The 21987-nt window shown below is 69.6% G+C and carries 16 protein-coding genes; 9 read left to right on the top strand and 7 right to left on the bottom strand.

The genetic code is table 11. The features are described from left to right. Nucleotides 1-138: 138 nt before the first annotated feature. Nucleotides 139-2622, top strand: coding sequence for a discoidin domain-containing protein (locus CYFUS_RS46580; protein WP_095991101.1), 2484 nt, complete (start codon nt 139-141; stop codon nt 2620-2622). A 108-nt stretch (nt 2623-2730) separates the two neighbouring features. Here the strand turns inward: CYFUS_RS46580 and CYFUS_RS46575 are convergent, their stop codons facing one another. Further along, complete coding sequence (locus tag CYFUS_RS46575; protein WP_095991100.1) at nt 2731-3372, bottom strand: hypothetical protein; 642 nt, start codon at nt 3370-3372, stop codon at nt 2731-2733. A gap of 73 nt (nt 3373-3445) precedes the next feature. On the opposite strand from CYFUS_RS46575, the gene bcp reads away from it, so the two are divergent. The 3 genes from bcp (at nt 3446) to CYFUS_RS46560 (ending at nt 6345) form a co-directional block, all read left to right on the top strand. Continuing rightward, complete coding sequence (gene bcp / locus CYFUS_RS46570; protein WP_095991099.1) at nt 3446-3985, top strand: thioredoxin-dependent thiol peroxidase; 540 nt, start codon at nt 3446-3448, stop codon at nt 3983-3985. 73 nt (nt 3986-4058) lie between these two features. After that, the gene (locus CYFUS_RS46565; RefSeq protein WP_095991098.1) at nt 4059-5684 is read left to right on the top strand and encodes a sigma 54-interacting transcriptional regulator; all 1626 of its coding nucleotides are present in this window, start codon (nt 4059-4061) and stop codon (nt 5682-5684) included. Between the two features lie 238 nt (nt 5685-5922). After that, nucleotides 5923-6345 carry a hypothetical protein gene (locus CYFUS_RS46560; RefSeq protein ID WP_095991097.1) on the top strand — a complete coding sequence of 141 codons (423 nt, stop codon included), beginning with the start codon at nt 5923-5925 and terminating at the stop codon, nt 6343-6345. A 40-nt stretch (nt 6346-6385) separates the two neighbouring features. Here the strand turns inward: CYFUS_RS46560 and CYFUS_RS46555 are convergent, their stop codons facing one another. After that, entirely contained in the window at nt 6386-10030 is a 3645-nt protein-coding gene (locus CYFUS_RS46555) for a serine/threonine-protein kinase (protein ID WP_232537206.1), read from the bottom strand. A 157-nt stretch (nt 10031-10187) separates the two neighbouring features. Between CYFUS_RS46555 and CYFUS_RS46550 the strand changes: the two genes are divergently transcribed. The 3 genes from CYFUS_RS46550 (at nt 10188) to CYFUS_RS46540 (ending at nt 15478) form a co-directional block, all read left to right on the top strand. Continuing rightward, the gene (locus CYFUS_RS46550) at nt 10188-14162 is read left to right on the top strand and encodes a serine/threonine-protein kinase (protein ID WP_095991095.1); all 3975 of its coding nucleotides are present in this window, start codon (nt 10188-10190) and stop codon (nt 14160-14162) included. A gap of 121 nt (nt 14163-14283) precedes the next feature. Next, nucleotides 14284-14838: a hypothetical protein gene (locus CYFUS_RS46545; protein ID WP_157759058.1), complete on the top strand. Its 555-nt coding sequence runs from the start codon at nt 14284-14286 to the stop codon at nt 14836-14838. A gap of 184 nt (nt 14839-15022) precedes the next feature. Further along, on the top strand, nt 15023-15478 hold the full coding sequence (locus CYFUS_RS46540) for a hypothetical protein (RefSeq protein WP_095991093.1): 456 nt from the start codon (nt 15023-15025) through the stop codon (nt 15476-15478). Nucleotides 15479-15532: 54 nt separating this feature from the next. Here CYFUS_RS46540 and nagZ read toward each other — a convergent pair whose 3' ends face one another. From nagZ to CYFUS_RS46525, 3 genes are all read right to left on the bottom strand, one after another. Next, nucleotides 15533-16642, bottom strand: coding sequence for a beta-N-acetylhexosaminidase (gene nagZ, locus CYFUS_RS46535; protein ID WP_095991092.1), 1110 nt, complete (start codon nt 16640-16642; stop codon nt 15533-15535). Between the two features lie 156 nt (nt 16643-16798). Further along, the gene (locus CYFUS_RS46530) at nt 16799-17887 is read right to left on the bottom strand and encodes an Rpn family recombination-promoting nuclease/putative transposase (RefSeq protein ID WP_095991091.1); all 1089 of its coding nucleotides are present in this window, start codon (nt 17885-17887) and stop codon (nt 16799-16801) included. A 232-nt stretch (nt 17888-18119) separates the two neighbouring features. After that, a complete protein-coding gene (locus CYFUS_RS46525; RefSeq protein ID WP_095991090.1) occupies nt 18120-18587 on the bottom strand; it encodes a MarR family winged helix-turn-helix transcriptional regulator in 468 nt (155 codons plus the stop codon). Between the two features lie 160 nt (nt 18588-18747). On the opposite strand from CYFUS_RS46525, the gene CYFUS_RS46520 reads away from it, so the two are divergent. Continuing rightward, entirely contained in the window at nt 18748-19527 is a 780-nt protein-coding gene (locus tag CYFUS_RS46520; RefSeq protein WP_095991089.1) for an alpha/beta fold hydrolase, read from the top strand. A gap of 49 nt (nt 19528-19576) precedes the next feature. On the opposite strand, the gene CYFUS_RS46515 is transcribed toward CYFUS_RS46520, so the two are convergent. Next, nucleotides 19577-20077: a hypothetical protein gene (locus CYFUS_RS46515; protein ID WP_095991088.1), complete on the bottom strand. Its 501-nt coding sequence runs from the start codon at nt 20075-20077 to the stop codon at nt 19577-19579. A 135-nt stretch (nt 20078-20212) separates the two neighbouring features. After that, nucleotides 20213-21190, bottom strand: coding sequence for a hypothetical protein (locus tag CYFUS_RS46510; protein WP_157759057.1), 978 nt, complete (start codon nt 21188-21190; stop codon nt 20213-20215). Between the two features lie 313 nt (nt 21191-21503). Between CYFUS_RS46510 and CYFUS_RS46495 the strand changes: the two genes are divergently transcribed. Continuing rightward, nucleotides 21504-21854 (top strand): hypothetical protein, encoded by a 351-nt coding sequence (locus tag CYFUS_RS46495; protein ID WP_157759056.1) that lies wholly within the window; start codon nt 21504-21506, stop codon nt 21852-21854. Nucleotides 21855-21987 lie beyond the last annotated feature (133 nt).

Raw genomic sequence — 21987 nt, 5'->3', positions numbered from 1 at the left:
GAAAGGTTTCGAGGACATGAAAACCGGCACGGTGCGTGGTTCTGCTGTCACGTGTCCGCGGTCCTCGTCTGCCTTTGCTCGCATCAGCGCGTAGTCCTGTCGTCCGTCAGTCCCAACCCCCTCATGGGAGTGAATGAAGTGATCAGAAGATTCGCATCAACGATTTCCGTATCGGCCGCTGTCGCGGGGTTGTGCTCGGTCATTCCTGGGGTGTCCCTGGCGGCGCCGATCTCCGAGGCAAACACAACCATCTTCGGTCCCCGGGTCTATGTGTTCGATCCGACCATGGCGGGCGCCGACATCACGGGAGTCGCCAACTCCGTGTTCTCCAAGCTGGAGTCCGCGGAGTTCAGCACGGAGCGCTACGCGCTGCTCTTCAAGCCGGGGTCGTACAACGTCAACTTCAACGTGGGTTATTACACCCACGTGGCCGGTCTGGGACAAAGCCCCGATGACGTGACCATCAACGGAGGGGTGAACGTCAACGCGGACTGGGACAACGGCAACGCGACGCGCAACTTCTGGCGGGCGCTCGAGAACTACTCGGTGGTCCCGGCCAATGGTCAGACGCAGATCGCCGTGTCGCAGGCCGCTCCCCTGCGCCGCCTGCACATCAAGGGCGACCTGCATCTGTTCGACTTCGATTCGAACTGGAATGCCGGCTGGGCCAGCGGCGGCTTCCTCGCCGACTCCGTCGTGGACGGTCTGGTCGTTCCCGCGTCGCAGCAGCAGTGGCTCTCGCGCAACAGCAAGTGGGGGAACTGGAACAACGGCGTGTGGAACATGGTCTTCGTGGGCGTCAACAACGCGCCGACGGGACAGTTCCCGAATCCGCCCTACACGGTCATCGACCGGACGCCCATCATCCGGGAGAAGCCCTACCTCTACGTCAACAGCGCCGGGCAGTACGCCGTGTTCGTCCCGGCCCTGCAGACGAATACCCAGGGCGTGAGCTGGGCGAACGGCCCCACGCCGGGCCAGGCCATCTCCATCGATCAGTTCTACATCGCGCGTCCGGAGACGGCCAGCGCCGCGAGCATCAACAGCGCGCTCAGCCAGGGCAAGCACCTCCTGTTCACCCCGGGCATCTATCAGCTCAATGACACGCTGCGCGTCAACAATGCCAACACCGTGGTGCTGGGCATCGGCCTTCCCACGCTGATCCCCACCAGCGGACAGCCGACCCTCTCGATCGCCGACGTGGACGGCGTGAAGCTTGGCGGCCTGCTGCTCGAGGCCGGTACGATCAACTCGTCCTCCATCCTGGAGGTCGGTCCGGCGGGCAGCTCGAAGGACCACTCGGCCAACCCCACCTTCCTCTATGACCTCACCGTCCGGACCGGTGGCGCGTTCGCCGGCCGCAATGACGTGGGCATCAAGATCAACAGCCACCACGTCGTGGGCGATCAGCTCTGGCTGTGGCGCGCGGACCATGGCGCGGGCGCCGCGTGGTCCACCAATCCGACGAAGAACGGCCTCGTCGTCAATGGAAACAACGTCACCATCTACGGCCTCTTCAACGAGCACCACAACGAGTACCAGACGGTGTGGAATGGCAATGGCGGCCGGGTGTACTTCTACCAGTCCGAGATTCCCTATGACGTGCCCAACCAGGGCTCGTGGATGAGCAAGAATGGCACGGTGAACGGCTTCGCCTCGTACAAGGTCGCCGACACCGTCACCACCCACGAGGCGTGGGGTCTGGGCGTGTACTCCTACTTCCGCGACGCGGCCGTGAAGTCGGAGAACGCCATCGAGGCTCCCAACGTCCAGGGCGTCAAGTTCCACAACATGACGACCATCTGGCTCAATGGCACGGCTGGAAGTGAAATCACCCACGTCATCAACGGGCTCGGTGGTCGCGTCTACGCGAACTCTCCCGCCGAGGCCATGCGGCAGACCCTCAACGAGTACGCGGGCACGGGCAATCCTCCGACGGGTGATACCCAGGCGCCCACCGTTCCGGCCAACCTGGCGGTGGCCTCGTCGACGAGCAGCCAGATCACCCTGAGCTGGACGGCCTCGACGGACAACGTGGGCGTCACCGCCTATGACATCTACCGCTTCGGCGTCCTCATCGGCTCCTCGGGCACGACCTCGTACACCGACTCGGGTCTGGCGGCCTCGACGGCCTACAGCTACACGGTGAAGGCGCGCGACGCGGCCGGCAACGCCTCGGCGGCGAGCAACACCGTCAGCGTCACCACGCCCTCGGGCGGCTCCACGGGTACGGCGCTGCCGCGGACCGGTTGGACGGCCACCTCGTCGCCCACGAGCGGCGAGCCCGCGTCGGCCCTGCTGGATGGCAGCATGGGCACGCGTTGGACCACGGGCACGCCCATGGCCAACGGCCAGTCGCTGACGGTGGACATGCAGTCGGCGAAGACCTTCACCAAGATCGTCATGGACTCCACCGGCAGCGACTCGGACTACGCCCGTGGCTACCAGGTCTTCGTGTCGAACGATGGCGCGAACTGGGGCAGCGCGATCGCCACCGGCACGGGCACCGGGCCGGTCATCACCGTCACCTTCACGGCGCGCTCCGCCCGCTACATCCGGGTGGTGCAGACCGGCACGAACTCGAGCTGGTGGTCCATGCGCGAGTTCAACGTGTACAACTAGGCGGCACCCCAAGCCCCTCGAAGTGAAACGGCCTTGCTCCGGAGTCCCAGGAGCAAGGCCGTCGTTCGTCCGAGGGGGGCAAGTCGCCCGGGGGGCGGAGGGTCGCGCTCAGAAGCGGTCGACGATCCAGAACACGCCGAGCGCGGCGGAGCTGACGGCCACGACGCGTTGGATGCGCTCGGCCAGGGTCGAGTCCAGACGGGCGAGCCCCTCGGCGAAGACCATGCCCACCGCGCCCATGCCCAGCAGGATGCCGAACGCGAAGCCTGGCAGGAAGGTCCACCCGGCCGTGCGCATGCTGCCGCCCACCAGCAGGGGGGGCAGGGCGAGCAGGAGCGCGCGCACGCCGCTGAAGGCCATGAGGGCGCCCGCGGTGGTGCTCACCTGATCGTGGATGTGCGAGTGCGGCTCGTGGGTGTGGCCCGGCAGGTGGGGGTGGCCGTGGCGCAGCACGTTGGGGAAGAGGAACGCGGCGACGGCGAGCGCCACCAGCACCGCGCCACCGAAGATCTCCGCCCAGCGCTCGAAGGTCTCCGACAGGCCCACCCCGGCCAACAGGCAGAAGGTGGCCACCGAGCCGAGCACCGCGGCGTGGCCGACGGCGAAGCGCAGCGCGACGAGCAGGGTGGCGCGGCGGCGCGCCGGACCGAGCGTGCCGAGGGTTGCCATGGCGGCGCAGTGATCCGGCCCCACCGCGTGGAGCAGGCCCTGGCCGAGACCGTAGACGAAGGCGAAGAGAAGAGGCGGCACGGAGCGTCACCCTAGCCGCCCGGGCGGTCCCAGGCCAAGGGGATGCGCGGTCATGCTATTCAGGCGTCCACTCATGCCCATTCCCCAGACCGGCGCCCCCGCTCCCGACTTCCATCTCCAGGACCAGGACGGTCACGACGTGTCGCTCTCGCGGCTGCGGGGCCAGCACGTGGTGCTCTACTTCTATCCCAAGGACAACACTCCGGGCTGTACGCAGGAGGCGTGCGACTTCCGGGACGAGCACTCGGCGCTGACGGCCGCGGGGGCCGTGGTGCTGGGGGTGTCGCCGGACGGCGCCGCGAGCCACCAGAAGTTCGCCGCGAAGTTCTCCCTGCCCTTCCCCCTGCTCGTGGACACGGGCCACCAGGTCTGCGAGGCCTATGGGGTGTGGGGCGAGAAGTCGCTGTATGGCCGCAAGTTCCAGGGCGTCACGCGCGCCACCTTCCTCATCGATCCGGAGGGGCGGGTGGCCCGTGTCTGGCCCAAGGTGAAGGTCGCGGGCCATGTCCAGGAAGTCCTCCAGGCACTCAAGGGAGGGCCCGAGCCGGAGGCCGCTCCGGCACCGGCGCGCAAGAAGGCGGCGGCGAAGAAGGCTCCGGCGAGTCGCCGCTAGCCTCGTTCATCCGGGAGAGGCACGAGGGCGTTAGACTCTCCCGGACTCCCAGGGCCCTTCCGAGCGTATCTTCATGAAGGACAAGCCGTTCATCGACGAGAACATCTCCACGGCCGCCACCCCCCACCGCGAACGCGGGGTGGCCGCGCGGCCCGTGCCTGCCCTCACCATCGTCGCCCATCCCACTCCCCACCGCGCGGGGGAGCGGCTGTTGCTCGAGGAGGTGGCCACCGGAGGCTCGGTGTTGGTGTCGCGCGTGGGCCCGGACTTCTCCCTGCCCGGCGCCACGCTGGGCATGCCGCTGGCCGACACGTTCCTGAGCCGCAAGCCCCTGGTGTTCGAGTCGGCGGGCCCGGGCCGCGTCCGGCTGCGCGTGCAGGAGGGCGGCACCCAGGTGTGGGTGGAGGACGAGCCGCTCGCCGGGGCGCGTGAGTTCGGCCCCGAGGAGCTCGCCGTGGGAGTGCCGCTCGTGCTCGCCGAGCGCGTCGTGCTGCTGCTGCACCAGACGCTCTCCTCGGAGCGGGTGGCCCAGGACTCGCTGGGCATGGTGGGGCACGGGCCGGGCACCCGCCGGGTGCGCGAGGACATCACCCGCGTGGCGGACCTGAACGTGCCCGTGCTCATCCGCGGGGAGACGGGCTCGGGCAAGGAGCTGGTCGCCCGGGCCATCCACCAGCACAGCTCGCGCCGCAATCGGCCCTTCATCAGCGTCAACCTGGGGGCCATTCCCAAGGAGCTGGCCGCCGCCGAGTTGTTCGGCGCGAGGCGAGGGGCCTACACGGGGGCCACCCAGGATCGCGAGGGCTTCTTCCGCGCCGCCCATGGAGGCACGCTCTTCCTGGACGAGGTGGGCGAGGCGCAGCCCGAGGTCCAGGTGATGTTGCTGCGCGCCCTGGAGACGGGCGAGGTGTATCCGGTGGGCGGGCACGCGTCCGTGGCCGTCGACGTGCGGCTGATCACCGCCACGGACGCGGACCTGGATGCGCGCATCCGCCAGGGCGTCTTCAAGGCGCCGCTGCTGCACCGGCTGGCGGGGTACGAAATCCAGGTGCCGCCCCTGCGCGAGCGCCGCGAGGACATCGGCGTGCTCCTGTACCACTTCGCCCGGCAGGAGATGGAGGCGCTGGGGGAGGCGCAGCGGCTGGACTCCGCCGCCTCCCAGGCCGAGCCCTGGTTGCCGTCCGCGCTGGCCGTCCGGCTCGTGCGCTTCCCCTGGCCCGGCAACGTGCGGCAGTTGCGCAACCTCACGCGCCAGCTCGTCATCGGCAGCCGGGGGCAGGGTGGGTTGAAGGCGAGCCCACGCCTGGAGCAGGAGTTGGACTCCCTCGACACGCCCCGGCCCGCGCACCCGGGCGGGTCGGCGGGGGCACGGCCCGCCGCGGAGTCCACGCCGCGCGAGCCCGCGGGCTCCCGGCGCAAGCCCTCCGACGTGACGGACGCGGAGCTGCTGGAGGCCCTGCGCGCCAGTGGTTGGGACATCAAGGGCGCCGCCGAGCGGCTGGGCATCACCCGCCCTTCGCTCTACATGCTCATCGACAAGAGCCCCAGCCTGCGCACCGCGGGGGACCTGAGCGTGGAGGAGATCTCCACCTGCTTCCGCGAGTGTGGGGGCGACCTGGACGCGATGGTGCGGCGCCTCGAGGTGTCCAAGCGGGGGCTCCAGCGCCGCATCCGGGAGCTGGGCCTGGACGGCACCTGAGTTCAGCCTGTTCTCGTAGGGTGTCTGTGATTCATTCCCGCCATCCGTCGGGGAATGAACCCAGCGAGATTCGCTGCTGTCATGTCAGTAACGTGTCAATTCGTGCTGGGGACATGTTCGTTCGGTTCGAGAGAGCGTTCTCGGACCGTGTCTGGGACGTGCTCCATCTCTCCTGGTACGGTGTCTACACTCCAGCGTGTATCCCCTCGAGCGCTGGAAGGAATAGAGACCGATACTCATGACTACGCAGAACATCTCCATTGGCGCTGCCCAGCCGACGTACGATCCCCCGGCTCCCCCTCCCGCGAACCCCACGGCCGTCGCCATGCCCGAGATCACGCCGGGCGAAACCGTGGTATTCGCCCTGGACTTGAAGCAGAGGACAGACACCGTCACGGTGACGCTCACCCCGAGCTGGCCCTTCGAGGAGAAGGCCTCCGATACGAAGGTGAACGTCTTCATTCTCGATGGCTCCAGTGAGAACACCGCCAGCAGGACGCTGACCGTCAAGTCCGATGCCTCTGGCAAATACCAGTTCGTCGCGACTCCCGTATCCGTGAGTAGGCCGAGCCACGGAAGCGAGGATCCCGAACAGCCGGGAACGGTCTCCGGGGATATCGATGTCACACCGGAGCCGCCGCACAACCCGAACCCCGTCTGAGCGTTCGCGCGTTCCGTGATGTCAGCCATTTCCGGGTCACTCAGCGCGCACCGCGCGGGGGGGCCCATTCCGGGGAGAGATTGGGGTTGAGAGCGAGCGCCAGGTCCAACTCCTTCCGGGCCTCGCTCCCCCGCGCCTCGCGCTCCTGGGGGGAATCGAGCCTCTTGGCGAGCGTCAGCATCAGATGCGCCCGTACCGCATGGGCCTGGGCCTGGTGGGGATGAGCGGCCAGCACCTGATCCAACCGCCGCAGTCCCTCGCGCAGCACCGGGATGGGGTCTCCTCCCGTGCGCGCGAGCCACGTCGCCCACTCCTGGCTCAACAGTCCCGTGGCCAGCAGGGAGCTCTCCTGCCACTCGGGATTCACTTCGATGGCCTGTTGGAAGAAGCGCGCGGCCTGCTCGAAGTCCGTGCCCCGAGCCTGTTCCTTCCGTGCGAGCCAACGGGCACGCACCGCCTGGACCTCGCCCTGGTAGCGCAGCGCGTAGCCCATCCGGGGATTGAGTTCGAGCGCCTGATTCAGCGCCTCCGACGCCCGGTCGAGGGAGGGGCTCGGATCCTTTCCTTGCTCCAGCGCCCAGACGGCCTGGGTGTGGTGGACCTTGGCCATGTTCGCCCGGAACTGGGCCTGCTTGGGAATGCGCTCGAGGGCATGGGCATAGTGCTCCAGGGCCGCCTTGACGCTGGCGGAGGGGTCCTCGCCCCGTCGGCGCAGGTAGAGCGCCCGTTGTGCGTACACCTCGCCCATGTTGTTGTCGGCGAAGCCTTGCTGGGGGGCCATGAGCCGCGCCTGCTCGAAGGCCGCCTGGGCCTCATCGAGCAGGGGAAAGGCGTTGCCCCCCTTCTCCCAGGTCCGCTCCGCTCGTAACAGCAGCGCGCCGCCCAGGGCGTTGTGCATCTGGACGAGCCTGGCGTTGATGGCCAGGCCCTGGCGGTAGAGCGCGATGGCTCGTTCCAGTTCCTGGTCTGGCTCGGTGTCGCCGTCGCGGTTGTACATCCGCCGGGCCCGCCATTCGTGCACCTGGGCCCCGTAGTGGTAGGGGACGGGATTGCCAGCATCGATGCTTCGCGCGCGCTCGAGCGCCTCGCGCGCCCGCTCCAGGTCGACATCCGCGTCAACGGCCCGGGCATGGGTGGCCCGCTTGAAGTACGCCATCCCCAGATTGACCCAACCCTCCGGGCGTTTGGCGTCGAGCGTGGTGGCCGCGAGGAAGGCCTGGATCGCCCGGTCCCGGTGGCCCAGGGACTCGCCTCCGCTCTGCTCCTCGTAGTCGGCCCAGACCTTGAAGACCTGGCCGAGTTCGAGCTGGAACGTGTAGTCACGCCCCTTGGACGCCACCGGCTCGAAGGCCTCCACGGCCTGGCGCAGTTGCTCGCGGGGGTCCTCCCCATGTTCCTGCCGGTAGCGGGCCCACAGGCGCAGCAGGTGGCCGAGCGTCGTCTGGGCCCGGATGTCCCCATGCGCGAGCGAGAGGGCCGTGCGCGCGGTGGCGAGCCCTTCTTCCAACAGGGGCATCACCTCGCCGCCTTTCTGCATGCGGAACTCGGCCATCCGGAACAGGAAGCGTGCACGTTGCACCTGGGACTTGATGTCCTCCGGGTCCGCGGTGAGCGCATGGGAGAGCGCCTCCATGCCCCGCTCGTAGTGCGGTTGGAGCTCTCCCGGGCCGTAGAGCTCCAGGAGCAGTGAGCCCAGGTGTGACCACGCCAGGGACCGATGCACGGCGGGATCGCTCTCGCCGATGGCGGCGGCGGTGGTGTACGCCCCGAGGGCGGCCTCGAGGTCGGTCCGTGCTCCGGCGCGGTCGCCCTGGTTGCGCCTCTGGACGGCCCGGGCCTCCAGGATGTTGCCGCGCAGCAGGTGCGCCTCATGAAACCACGGGTGCGTGGTGCCCATGGTCTCCAGTTCCTTCAGAGCCTGCTCGTGCCGGCCCTCATGGAAGGCCAGGAGCGCCGCCACATAGTGAGGCGAGGGCGCTTCGCTCCCCTGGCTCTGCTTGAGGTAGGCGAGGGCGGGGTCTCGGTAGCGCTGCTCGAGTTCCCGTCGGCGGGCCTCGCGCTGGGTGGTGTCCTTCATCCACTCCACTTCCTGCAACTGCTCCTGGTAGAGCTGGCTCAGCGCGAGTGCGAGCGCGTAGGCCACCCGCGACTCGTGGTAGCCGCCCTTCCAGGCGGACTCGAGCCGCGCGAGGGCACCCTCGGGATCTCCCAGCGCGAGCAGGGTGCGTCCCACGGCATAGTGGCCCGGGGCCTCGGCCGCCGCGCCTCCCATGCGGATGTCCTCCTCCAGCGCCTTCATCCCCTCGCGCAGGGCATGCCGGTCGGGGCGCGTGTCGTGAAGGGGCGAGAGCGCCGAGTAGCGCGCCTGGGCCTCGATGCGCTCCACGCGCTCGGTGAAGCGCTGGGCGAGGCGTTCGCGCAGGGCCACCTCGTGGCGGGTGAGCGCCGCCTGGCCGAGCGCCAGGAGCACGCCCGTGAGTGCCAGGGAGCCCAGGCCCACCACGAGCCGGTGCTTGCGCAGCTTCTTGCCCAACCGGTAGCCGGGCCCCGCGCGCCGCGCGTGCACGGGCTCTCCGGAGAGGAAGCGCTCCAGGTCCTCGGCGAGGGCGCGTGCCGAGTCGTAGCGCGCCGAGCGCTCCTTCTCCAGGCACTTGAGGACGATGGCCTCCACGTCCAGGGGGATGTCGGGCTCGAGCCGTCGGGGCGGGCGGGGCTCCTCGGTCTGGATGCGGCTGAGCAGCTCCAGGGCGTTGCCGGCGGTGAAGGGGGGCACCCCCGTGAGCACCTGATAGAGCGTGGCGCCCAGGCTGTAGACGTCCACCCGCCGGTCCAGCTTGCCCACCTCGCCCCGGGCCTGCTCGGGCGCCATGTAGTGCGGCGTGCCGAGCACGTCGCCCGTGGCCGTGTGCTCCGCGTGCCAGTCGCGTGCGAGGCCGAAGTCCATCACATACGGCTTGAGGCCCCCGTCCTCGGAGCGCTCGACGAGGATGTTGGAGGGCTTGAGGTCGCGGTGGATGAGGCCGGCGCGGTGGGCGGCGTGGACGCCCTCGGCCACGTCGCGCATCACGAGCAGCTTCTGCTCCAGGGTGAGCTCGCGAGCGAGCTGGCCCAGGTGGTGCCCGTTCACGTACTGCATGGCGATGAACGCCCGGCCCTGAATCTCCCCCACCTCGTACATCTCGCACACGCGCTCGTGGTGGACGCGCGCCTGGGCACGGGCCTCGGACAGGAAGCGCTGGGCGAGGTCGGGCGCGTCATCGCGCACGAACTTGAGGGCCACGTTGCGGCGCAGCCGGGGATCGTAGGCGAGGAAGACCTGGCCCATGCCGCCCTGGCCGAGGAAGCGCACGGCCTGGTAGCGGTCCCAGTTGGGCAGGGGGAACACGGGCTCGGAGGACGAGGGCTCTCCAGACGCGGAGCCCGGCCGCTGGGTGGGGGGCGCCTCGACGGGGGCGTCCCGCTCACCCGTGTCGGGCGGCTCCGGCTCCTCCGTCCGCTCGCGCATCGAGGACAGGGTCTCCGGGGAGAGCAGGCCGCGCTCGAGCAGCAACTCCAGGGGACTGCGCTCCAGGCGCAGCGCCTCCTCGCGCAGGGATTCCACCTGATCGCGGGTGACGATGCCCTCGACCAGCGCGCAGTGGAGTTCTTCTTCGTAGCTGGCCGGATCCGGGCTTCGTGGGCTCACCCGCCGAGCATAGAAGGGGCGCCGAGCCCGGCGAAATGGGAGCCGCTCCCTCGGCGCCTCGGTTTCACGGCGTGTGGGTGCTTCCAGGTCGGCGGCCCGGGTGGGGCGTGGTATTTTTCCAGGTCCATCGGGGGCTTCGCTGCGTCGAGCGCACATCATGGACAACGACAAAACGGCTCCCTCCGCGCCCGGGTTGGACCTCGAGAGGCTCTCCCGGGGCACGCTCATCGCCGGGCGCTTCGCGATCGAGCACCTGGCGGGACGTGGCGGCATGGGCGTTGTCTACCGGGCGTGGGATGGCGTCACGGGTCGGCCGGTGGCCCTCAAGCTGCTACATGCGCTCGGCTCTCCGGAGTCCGCCTTCCGCTTCAACCGCGAGGCCCTGCTGATGCAGGGGCTGCATCACCCGGGGCTCGTCGCCCACGTGGCCCATGGTGCCACCGAGCGCGGCCAGCCCTTCCTGGCCATGGAGTGGCTCGAGGGCGAGGAGCTCGCGCGGCGCCTGACGCGTGAGCCGCTGAGCCTCCCGGAGACGCTCGCCCTGGTGCGCCGGGCCGCCGAGGCCCTGGCCCATGCCCACCAGCAGGGCATCGTCCACCGCGACATCAAGCCCTCCAACCTCTTCCTGCGCGCGGGTCGCCCCGAGGACGTGGTGGTGCTGGACTTCGGCCTCGCGCGCTACGCGGTGCCAACGATCATGGGGGTGACGGGCTCGAGCACCGTCGTGGGCACTCCGGGGTACATGGCGCCGGAGCAGGCCTCCAGCCAGCCGGAGATTCCTCCCGCCGCGGATGTCTTCTCGCTGGGGTGCGTGCTGTATGAGTGCCTCACGGGCCAGCCGCCCTTCGCCGCGCCCCACTTCGCCGCCGCCCTGGCGAAGATCCTCTTCGCCGAGCCCGCCCCCCTGCACGCGCTGCGTCCCGGACTGCCCCTGAGCCTGCAGGTGCTGGTGGATCGCATGCTGGCCAAGGAGCCCCGGCGGCGGCTGTCGGACGCGTCCGCCCTGCTCGAGGCCCTGATGGCGCTGGAGTCCGTTCCCGCGCTGCCGCGGCCCCACGGAGAGGAGGGCCCCGAGCGCGCCAGCCTGACCCACGCCGCCCAGGAAGTCGTGAGCGTGTTGCTGGTGTCCTTTCCCCGCCCGGCGCACGAAGGGGAACTCACCCACGACATGGTGGCACGCGACTCGTTGCGCGCCCTGCTCGTACCCCATGGCGCACAGGTGGAGCTGCTGGCGGATGGCTCGCTGGTGGTCTCGCTGGCGATGGAGCGGGGCACGGCCACGGACCAGGCGGCGCTGGCGGCGCGGTGCGCGCTGCGGTTCAAGGAGCGCTGGCCCGAGGCCGTGGTGGTGCTGGTCACGGGGCTGGGGGTGCTCCAGGAGCGGTTGCCGGTGGGAGCCGCGATGGAGCGGGCGGGCCGGCTGCTGCGGCGGATGAGCCGGGTGGACGCGCCCCAGGTGGCGATGGACGAGGTGACGGCGGGGCTGCTGGGTGCGGGCTTCCAGTTGGAGCGCATGGACTCCGGCGCCTTCGTGCTGCGAGGGGAGCAGTCGGGCGCGGATGCGTCCCGGCCCCTGCTGGGCAAGCCCACGCCGTGCGTGGGCCGGGAGCGGGAGCTGGCCCTGCTGGAGCTCACCTTCAACGAGTGCGTGGAGGAGCCCACCGCGCGGGCGGTGCTGGTGACGGCGCCCGCGGGCATGGGCAAGTCCCGGCTGCGCCACGAGTTCCTGCGTCGCCTCGAGCAGCGGGAGTCTCCACCCCTGATGCTGGTGGGGCGGGGCGATCCGATGAGCCGGGGCACGTCGTATGGCCTGCTGGGCATGGCGCTGCGGGGGTTGTGCGGCATCGTGGACGCGCAGCCTCCGGAGGAGCAGCGCGCGCGCTTGTCCCAGCGCATCGCCCGGCACCTGCCACGCGCGCGGGAGCTGGGGACGGTGGAGTTCCTGGGGGAGCTGTGCGCCATCCCCTTCGACGCGCAGGCCCATCCCCACCTGCGCCCGGCGCGCAGCGATCCCCGGCTGATGAGCACCCAGATGGGCCGCGCGTTGCAGGCCTTCCTGGAGGCCGAGTGCGCCCATCATCCGGTGGTGCTGGTGTTGGAGGATCTGCACTGGAGCGACGCGTTGACGGTGCGCTACGTGGACGAGGCGCTGCGGGAGCTGGCCGAGCGGCCCTTCCTGGTGCTGGCGTTGGCTCGGCCCGAGGTGCGGGAGCTGTTTCCCCAGCTCTGGGCCCGGCGTCTGCAGGAGGTGCCGCTGCACGGCTTGAGCCGCAAGGCCGGCGCGCGGTTGGTTCGCGAGGTGCTCGGTGCCCAGGTGCCGGACGCCCTGGTGCGGCGCCTGGTGGATCTGTCCGATGGCAACGCGCTCTTCCTGGAGGAACTCATCCGCATGGCGGACGAGGGGCGTGGCACGGAGGCGCCGGAGACGGTGCTCGCGGTGCTCCAGTCGCGCCTGACGCGCATGGCGCCCGGAGCGCGTCAGGTGCTGATGGCGGGCAGCATCTTCGGCCGGTCCTTCTGGTCGGGCGGGGTGGCCGCGCTGCTGGGCCCCACGGTGGAGCGCGAGACGCTGGCGCTCCACCTGCGCGAGCTCGTGGCGCAGGAGCTCATCGAGCCGCGGTCCGACAGCCACCTGCCCTCCGAGGACGAGTACCGCTTCCGCCACGCGCTCGTGCGGGACGCGGCCTATGGGTTGGTGCCCGAGGGCTATCTTCCCGAGGGTCACCGGCTGGCGGGCTCCTGGTTGGAACAGCTGGGCGAGGGGGATGCGCTGGTGCTCGCCACGCACCACCACCTGGGCCAGCAGCCCGAGCGGGCGCTCTTCTTCTACACCCAGGCGGCCGAGCGGCTCTTCGATCTGTATGACATGCCGGGGACGATGCGCTGCGTGGAGGCGGCGCTGGCGTGTGGTGCCGAGGGCGGCGAGTTCATCCAACTGCGTGCGCTTCAGTCCATGGTGGACTTCTGGTCGGATGATCTCTCCAGGTCCCTGGCGCTCGGCGCGGAGGTGGTGGACGCGCTGGAGGCCGGAGGCCGGCCGTGGTGCTGGCTGGTGGGCGGACAGATCTTCGGTGCCACCTATCTGGGCCTGAATCCGGTGCGGGCGGCGCGCTTGAACGAGCAGCTCTGGCGCACCCGTCCGGACCCCAAGGCGGGCAGCGCCTATACCTGGGCCATCGCTTGCCGCGGGCTCTCGCTCGTCTTCGCCGGCGCGCGTGGGGAGCTGGAGGACTGGCTCGGCCGGATGCGGCGGGAGACCGGGGACGGAATCGCGCGAGGGTGGACGCACTACATGGATGGCTTCTTCCACCACCTCTTCGAGGCCGCGCCCTGGCGTGCCCTGCTCCTGGCCGAACAGGGCACGCGGGAGTTTCGCGAGCTGGGCCTGGAGCGCGACGCGCTCATCCAGCAGACCTTGTCGGGGCTGACGCTGGGGGCGTTGGGGGATGTGAGTGGCGCCGTGGCGCGGATGCGCGAGGTGTTGGGGGCGGGCCGCGCGCTGGAGGCCCATCTCGCGGTGGGCGGGGCCCAGCAGTACATGACGCTGGTGCTGGTGCGCAGCCCGGACCCCGAGCACCTGCGGGAGGCCGAGGCCCTGGCGCGCGGATGGGTGGACATCGAGGACGCCTACGCCTTCCGGCGGGGGATGGCGCACGCCGTGCTGGCCCAGGTGAGGGCGCGCGAGGGCCAGCTGCCCGAGGCCGAGGTCCACGCCCGGCAGGCGTGTGCGCTGCTGATGACGTATCGGGCCGACGTCCTCTATGCGCGTGGCATCCTCAGCTCCATCTTGCTCGCCCGGGGCCACGCCCTGGAGGCGCGGGAGGTGGCGGCGCTCGGGGTCCGGGAGTTGGAGGAGTCCCGTGGCCAGGGCGTGTACGCGGTGTCCATCCGTCTGGCATTGGCGGAGGCGTGTTTCGGGTTGGGCGAGGGCTCGCGGGCGGAGGAAGCCCTGCGCGCGGCCCTGCGCTGCGTCTGGGCTCGCGCCCGGGACATTCCCGAGCCGGGCCCGCGTGAACGCTTCCTGCTCCAGATCTCCGAGAACGCCCGCACGCTGGCGCTGGCCCGCGAGCGCTGGGGCGAGGATGGGCTCCGCGCGGAGCGGGCCGCCTGGGAAGACGCGGCGGGAAGCTGAGGGCCATGGGGTGGGCTTGCAAGCGGGCGAGCCTCCGCCATGCACGTCTGCCAACCGCTACCGCTCCTCCGCTCGCATGAGCATCCCTCTCTTCACGACAGGGGATGACAGGAGAGGCTTCATGCGGAAGACAGGAATGACGCGGCTGCTGCTCGGTGCGCTCGCCGGGGCGGCGATGCTCGCGGGATGCGATGACAAGGGACGCTCCTGGGCGATGGTGGCCCCGGACGACTACATGTCTGTCCCGGGCCACCAGGCGAACGAGCCCCGCGACCGGGGTTCCACCACCGGCCTGCCCCGGCATCTGCCCGAGGCCTCTCCGGAATCGCGTGATGCCGACGTGCGGGAAGGCTCGGCGTCGGGAGGCGCGGGTATCACCCGGGCGACGTCTCCGGGTGAACCGCGGGGCAAGCAGAGCGACGAGTGGTTGAAGCAGGACCTGCGGGTGGCCTATCCGCCTCCTCCCTTCGAGGCCCGGGTGGCCCAGGAACTGGGCACGGGCAAGCCCCTCAAGGCCAACGCTCGGGGCGTCTGGGTGCAGGGCATCTACGCGGTGGAGGTGGCCTCGGGTGTCACCCAGGCCGTGGCTCTCGAGAGCGCGCCCTACCAGCCGCAGCCGCCCGTCGTCCGGGGCAACATCTCGACGCCTCATGGCCCGCCTGGCCCTCCCCATTGAAGGGCTGCCGTACGCCCGGGCGGAGCCCGTCATGGGAAGTCGGGGAGGGCAGGCGGACGCGCGGGCGTCCGCCGCCCCTCCGCCCGGTGGCCTGGAATGAATCCGGTGCCCACCCTGGGAGAAGGGGCCCGAGGCCGTGGCGGTGCACGGAGTGGATCAACCACGAACGATTCCTGGAGACGACATGCGCAACAATGGCTTCAAGTGGATGGTGTGGGGAGTGCTGGCCTCGGCGGCGGTGGGCGTCGTGGGGTGCGCCAAGCTGCCGCAACAGGCGGGAAACGATTCCTACCAGCCGGGTTTCACGCGGGACCCCAAGGTGTCCCTCTACAACGGCACCATCCAGCAGATTCCCACCAGCATCGATCCCCGGACTCCGGACAAGCAGGGGACGCCCAATCGCTCCCTGTTGATGGATCAAGGTGAGCGCGCTCTGCGCGAACAACGGCAGTCCAAGAACGAGGAGATGGGAATGGGTGGCAGTGGTCCCGCTCCGCTTCCGGGCACGACGCCCTACCTGAACCTGGGCGCCACGGGCAGTGTGATCACCCCGTCCAACCAGATGCCCGCGGCGCAAAGCCTTCCATCGGGCAGTGAGCAGCCCACGCCGTTCTACCCGAGCGTCCTGCTGAAGAAGTGAGAAGGGGGGAGAACCCCCAGGTCCGGGGGCGTGCCCGCGAAGTAGCCGGTGGGCTCAGGCGCGGCGGGACGCCAGCATCACCTCGGTGGGATCCTTCCCGCTGAAGGCACTGGCGAGCCCCTGGGCGAGCGCGCGGTGCTCCTCGCCGCCGAGCGTGGCGAGCCGATCCTCGGGGCCATGCGCGAAGCGCGACTCGAGCCGGGCCAGGCGGCGGTGGGCCTCGGCGATGCGCTCGCGGGGAACGCGGCCCGACTCCACCGCGCGCACCAGCGCCTCGATGGCGCGGCGCTGCACGTCCGCCTGGTGGCACACGAGGAAGAGATCCACTCCGGCCAGCGTGCCCTGCACCGCGGCCTCTTCCACCGAGTAGTGGCCCGCGATGGCCTTCATCTCCAGGTCATCGCTCACCAGCACCCCGTCGAAGCCCAGCTCCTCGCGCAGCAGGCCGTTGAGTGCGCGGGGGCTCATGGTGGCGGGCACCTTCGGATCGAGCGCGTCGAAGAGCACGTGGGCCGTCATCAGGGACGCGAGCCCCGCCTGGGCGAAGGCGCGGAAGGGCACCAGCTCCACACGGCGCAGGCGCTCCAGGTCATGTGGCAGCCGGGGCAGGGTGAGGTGGCTGTCCGTGGTGGTGTCGCCGTGTCCCGGGAAGTGCTTGCCGCACGAGGCCACGCCGCCGGCCTCGAGTCCCCGTGCGAGGGCCACGCCCAGGCGCGCCACTTCATCCGGGTCCCGGCTGAAGCTGCGATCGCCGATGACGGGGTTGGTGGGGTTGGTATCCACGTCGAGCACGGGCGCGAAGTTCCAGTCGAAGCCCACCGCGCGCAGCTCGTGCGCGAGCAGCCGTCCCACGCGCTCGACGAGGGCGAGGTCCTGGCGCTGGCCCAGCTCGCGCATGGAGGGCAGGGGGGTGAAGGGCTCGCCCCGGAGCCGCGCCACCCGGCCGCCCTCCTGGTCCACGGAGAGGATGAAGGGACGATCCGCCCGGGACTTGATCTCCCGGCACAAGGCGGCCGTCTCCTGGGCCGTGCCCACGTTGCGCTTGAAGAGGATGGCGCCGAAGAGACCGTCGTCCATCAGGGTGGCGAAGTCGTCGTCGATGCGGGGGCCGGGAAAGCCCACCATGAAGAGCCGGGCGCAGTCCCGGTAGAGATCGTTGCTCATGGGGCAGCACTGTCTCATGCCCCCGGCGCCCTGGGCAGGGAAGAACCCGCGTCCTGTCCTCCGCTCGTCATGGCCCGTGGGGAGGGCGGACAGGGAGGCGAGCGTGGGTTCGAGCTCCGCCGCCTCCACGTCAGAGGAATGCGAGCGGAGGCCGTGTCACGAGTCCTTTCGCCCTGACGCGTGGGCCCCGCCGTCCAGCACCTCGGAGAGGGTCGTGGCCTGGAGGGCCCGGTCGAACCAGTTATCGAGCGTGTCCAGGTCCGTGCAGTCGAGGATGCGCTGCCGGGCGCCTTCCTCCACGTGAATCCCCCGGAGGGCGAGAATCCGCAGGATGGACTCGGCACGTCCTCGGCTCATCCCCCGTGCCAGACCCTCTTCCCTGCCTCGCACCAACCCCTTCTCCAACCCCTGAGCCAAGCCCTGAGCCAAGCCCTGCTGACGTCCCTGCTCGATGAGTTCCTCGCCATAGCTCCGCATCAACTCCTCCGTGCGTTGCTCATCCAGGACTGAATGTAGCACCTGACCTGTAGCGTTGTGGACGGCTTTGTCCCCGGTCCACAGCAGGTAACGGATGACCACCCGCAGATGTTCGGCGCCTTCTGGAGCCGCCTGCACCTGGGCGAACAGGCCCACCCACTCCGGCAGCTTGCGCGCCAGTTCCCCCGTACGCCCGTAGTGCAGCACCAACCACGCCAGCCGGGCCAGTGGAGGCCCAGGGCGTGCTTTCAACGCCTCTTCCCGCTCCGCCGTCAGGTCATCGAGCAGGTACTCGAAGCGTGGCACCCACGCTCGCCAGTGTGCCCGCTCCTCTTCGCTCTCCCCCGGCAGCTCGAACAGGTCCTCCACCCGCCGCAGCGCGCTCCAGGCCCCCTCGGGCCCGTGGTACATCACCAGCGGGAGGATGACGGGCAACCCCGAGCACTCCGGGTGCTCCTGGCGCCAGCGCTCCACCTGACGCACCACGTAGCGCAGCATTCTCAGCGCCATCCACTTGTCCACCGAGGACTGGTGCTCCAGCAGCACGTACAGCAACAGCGGGCGGCCCGAGCGCAGGCGGGCGGTGAAGAGCAGGTCGCTCTCGGTCTCGCGCAGTTCCGGATCCACCACGCTGCCGGGCTCCAGGCGCAGAGTCGACCAGTCCACCGCGGAGACGAGCTGGGCGGGCAGGACGGCACGCAACTCGGCCTCGGCCCGCTCGGGGCGGCCAAAGGTATAGCGGGCGAAGAGGTCATGAGGACCGGGCATGGCGCACAGCGCCTGAGCACGGAGCGGGCCAGTCGCACCCCGCGGGGAGCCAGCAGGCCGTGGATGTCCGCTTCCGCTCCCTTGGTCCCGTTGGCGAGACGCCATTCTCCCGGGAGGGGTCTTCCACTGGCCCGCCCGAGTCAGACGAACCGTCTCGTACAAATCGTCTGACACCTTCTCAGGAGACACCTTCTCAGAGACACCTTCTCAGAGACACCTTCTCAGAGGTGCTTTAGTCGCCGCCCGGGCTCCAGCCGCCGATGCTGCGATAGATGCTGTCGCGCAGCTCGCGCACCTCGGCATTCAGCCGGGCCAGCCGTTCCATCGACATGCCAGAGGCCGAGAGCAGCCTCTCGCCCAGGCAGCCGGCTCGCGACCGCAAGGCGCGGCTCTTCTCGGTGAGGGCGATCAGCACCTGCCGTTCGTCCTCGGGATTGCGTATCCGGCGCACCAGGCCCGCCGTCTCCAGCCGCTTGAGCAGGGGCGTGAGCGTGCTGGACTCCAGGGCGAGACGCTCCGCGATGCGGCCGACGCTCTGCTCGTCCTCGCGCCAGAGCACGTTCAGCACCAGGTACTGCGGGTAGGTAATCTCCAGCTCGTCCAGCACCGGTTTGTAGGCGCGCTGGATCGCCAGGCTCGCGGAATAGATCGCGTAGCAGACCTGCTCGTCCAGGCTCGCCGGGCTCTCGACTTCGTCCATCTCGGCTCCTTCCCTTCCACCCCTACATCATCACTCCATTGTTCCGTTCTCGCACGAAAGAATATCGCGATAACTTTCTGGTGGACGGCGGCGGTCGGCGGCTGTACCTATTTGCTTATCGCGATAACTAAATTGCCCTTCTCGAACAGGAGACAGAACCATGAACCGCACGCTTCGTACCCTCGTCTCGGCCGCCGCCTTGCTCGTGGCCGGCCTCGCCGTGGCCGCTCCCGCCGGTAACCCGGCCCCCATCAAGAACGTGGTCCTCGTCCACGGGGCCTTCGCCGACGGCGCTGGCTGGCGCGGCGTGTACGATGAACTTACCGCTCGGGGCTACCGGGTCAGCATCGTCCAGAACCCGCTGACGTCGTTCGAAGACGACGTGGCCGCCACCCAGCGGGTCCTGAACCGTCAGGACGGGCCCGCCATCCTGGTGGGCCACTCCTACGGAGGCAGCGTCATCACCCAGGTGGGTGAAAGCCCCAAGGTCGCGGGCCTCGTTTATGTCGCCGCCTTCGCGCCCGAGGTCGGCCAGTCCTCGCTTGATCAATACGCCGAGCTTCCCCCGCCGCCGAACTTCGTGACCGAGGAGCAACCCGATGGATTCGCCTTCCTGAAGGGCGAGACGTTCCGGGCTGGCTTCTCGGCCGACGTGAGCAAGAAGGACGCGGCCTTCCTGCGTGACTCACAGGTTCCGATCGCCATGGCCGCTCTCAAGGCCAAGGTCACGACCGCGGCGTGGAAGACCCGGCCCAGCTGGTTCATCGTGGCGACCGAGGACGGAGCCATCGCGCCGGAGCTGCTGCGGCGGACGGCCAAGCGGATCGGAGCCCGGACGACCGAGGTGAAGGGCAGCCACGTGGTGTTCCTGACCCAGCCCAAGGCGGTCGCGGACGTGATCGACTCCGCGGCGCGCGGGGTGTCGTCCGCAGCACGCTGAGCACTCGGGGCGCCGCACTTGCTCGGGTTCCTTCACACCTGTCGGCTGCTCAGCAGGTGTGCTTGACCTGACCGGTGTCGCAATTCAGCTTGCGGTGGCAGATCTGGCAGGCCGGGTCGCTGCTTGCCGGATCCTGGTAACAGCTCCAGATCGACGGGTCGGTTCCGGTCGAGGAACAGGACGCATCACCGACGTCGAAGTAGCCAAACGTGATGAAGAGGTTGATGCAGCGGTCCGCGCCGCTGAAGTAGTGGTTGTTGATGATCGCCGGAGTGTTGTAGCAGGCCTCCGTCGAGGACTGGCCCTCGGGGACACCGGTCAGCCAGCCGGTGTAGGTGCGAAACCCGTCGCACTTGCAGTCCTCCGAGGGAGCAATGGTGTACCAGTAGGGGTCGGCGCTCGCGGCGGTCGCCGACAGGGTCAAGGCCAGAACCGCACTGAGGAATGTCTTGCTCATCAGGTTCTCCGGGTGGGTGTTTCGCGAGGCCAGAAGTCCGGCCTCGTGGTGCGCGGTACGGTACAGCGCGGCACGCGCGCGCATCTCGACCATGCCGTGAAACGCTCCACCGGTGCCGTGAGCCGGCCGTTCCTACCCGTGAGCCGCCACCTCCTCTACGGGTCCTCTACTGGGCGAGAACCTTCTCTCCACGTACCGGGGCAGCCCGCGCCCCACCTTCAGTGTCTCTCATGGAGGGCCCGCCCCTGCGTCGGTCCCGGGGGGGCACACGTCCGGTGGAGAGCCCTCGAGGCGGCAGTACTTGGCCAGGGTCTCACAATACTTGCTCATCCCCTGGGCACAGGCTTCGCCCCAGCGCCGGGCGAGGACCCTCATGTCCTGGTCCGTCTCCGCCACCTCGCGCTGCTTGGGTGCGAGTTCCTGCCATTGCGCCTCGTTGAGCGCCTGGAGCGCCTTGGCCCGCTGCCTCAGCCGGGCCACGGCCCCCGCGTCCCCGAGCCCCTCGGCGATGTCCGCGGCGAGGGTGCAGTACTTGGGGGGGATTCCCTGGGGCGACAGCATCTGCTCGCAGATGCGCTCCAGACAGGGCCGGACGGCGGTGTAGAAGCCCAGCTCGGTGCTGGGGCTCCAGGGGCGCTCGGACCAGGGCACGGCGACCTCGGGACATGCCAGACGGTAGGAGCGGGTCACCGTCGCCATTCCGGGCTCTCCCCTGATGAGCGGCAGGACCTCCTGGCACAGCGGCGAGGACTTGACGAGCGAGGAGGCTTCGCCCGCGTCGGCGCCGGCCGGGGGATTGCACATCCGGCTCATGCACTCCATGCTGATGAGTTGCGCGGCCAGCTGGGAGGGCCGCTCGGCCTGGCCCCAGCTGATGGCGGCGAAGCGCGGGCAGAGCTGCTCCACCTGGGCCCGGAACTGCTCCTTCGACACGCCTGGGGTCTCCTCCAAGGGGGCATGGCCCTGGGCGTCATCGGGGGGCGGCTGGAAGGGTTGGCGCGAGGGAGGCCGGGAGGCCCACACGCCGAGCCCGATCAGCACCATGGTTCCGCCTACCAGGAGCAGCCAGAGCCAGCGCTGCTCCGGGGCTGGAGGGGGCGGCTTCCTGCCTCCAGAGCGCGACCTGGAGCGGGCGGCGAGCGCCAGGGGCAGCAGCAACACCAGGGTGGAGGGCCACGAAGTGGGGTCAGCCGGGAACGAAACCATGGCGGGAGTGTATGCCCTGGAGCTGGACGTGTGTCCGAGATAGAAGGTGCGAAACCTCCCTCCCTCGAGCTTCGTGTCTGGCGGAAGGGGAGTCGCCTCGTGGTCTGGACGGCTTTCACCTCCGGCGAGGCTTGTTCATCGCCTTGCTGGATCCGCTGTGGATGTCCTGGATCTTCCTGGAATGGGGGCGGTGGCTTCTCCAGGTGATGTACGTGTTGGGCGTGGGGACGATGTGCATGGTTGCGTGGCGCCGACTGGGCGCGCGGACCCTGGTGGGGCTGGCAATGAAAGGCTCTACCGCGAGGGGGACGCCTTGTTGCAATGGCTGCACGTGAGCAAATACCCCCCGAGCCTGGCCTACGCCGCGTTGGAGCTGGGATGGATGGCGCTGCTGTTGGCGGGCTTCTGGTGGGTGCAGGAGCGTTGGGGCGAGGTGAAGGTGCTCGCGCCGCTGCGGCTGCTGGGGCAGACGGCGTTGTTCTTCTATCTGCTCCATGTCCATCTCTTGTATGGCGTGGCGAGCTTGCTGGGGGTCAAGAAGCAGCTCGGACTGGGCGCGACGTACGGGGCGGCGATGGTGGTCCTGGGCGTGCTGTCCGTGGCCTGCGCGGGATACCGGCGCTACAAGGCGGCCCATCCTCAGGGGTGGACGCGGTACGTGTGAGGTACCAGCAAAGGCGTTAGGAGCAGGGAGCCGGCCAGCCAGCCGGGCCTGCGGAGGCCCGGGTCGTGCTTTCAACGCTCCACCTGACGTACCACGTAGCGTAGAAGGGTGAGGCCAGGACGGTGTTGGGCGA

This window comes from Cystobacter fuscus, assembly GCF_002305875.1.
GTDB lineage: Bacteria > Myxococcota > Myxococcia > Myxococcales > Myxococcaceae > Cystobacter > Cystobacter fuscus_A.
Note: the sequence above shows the minus strand (reverse complement) of the source record. Positions and strands in the feature narration are given on the sequence as shown.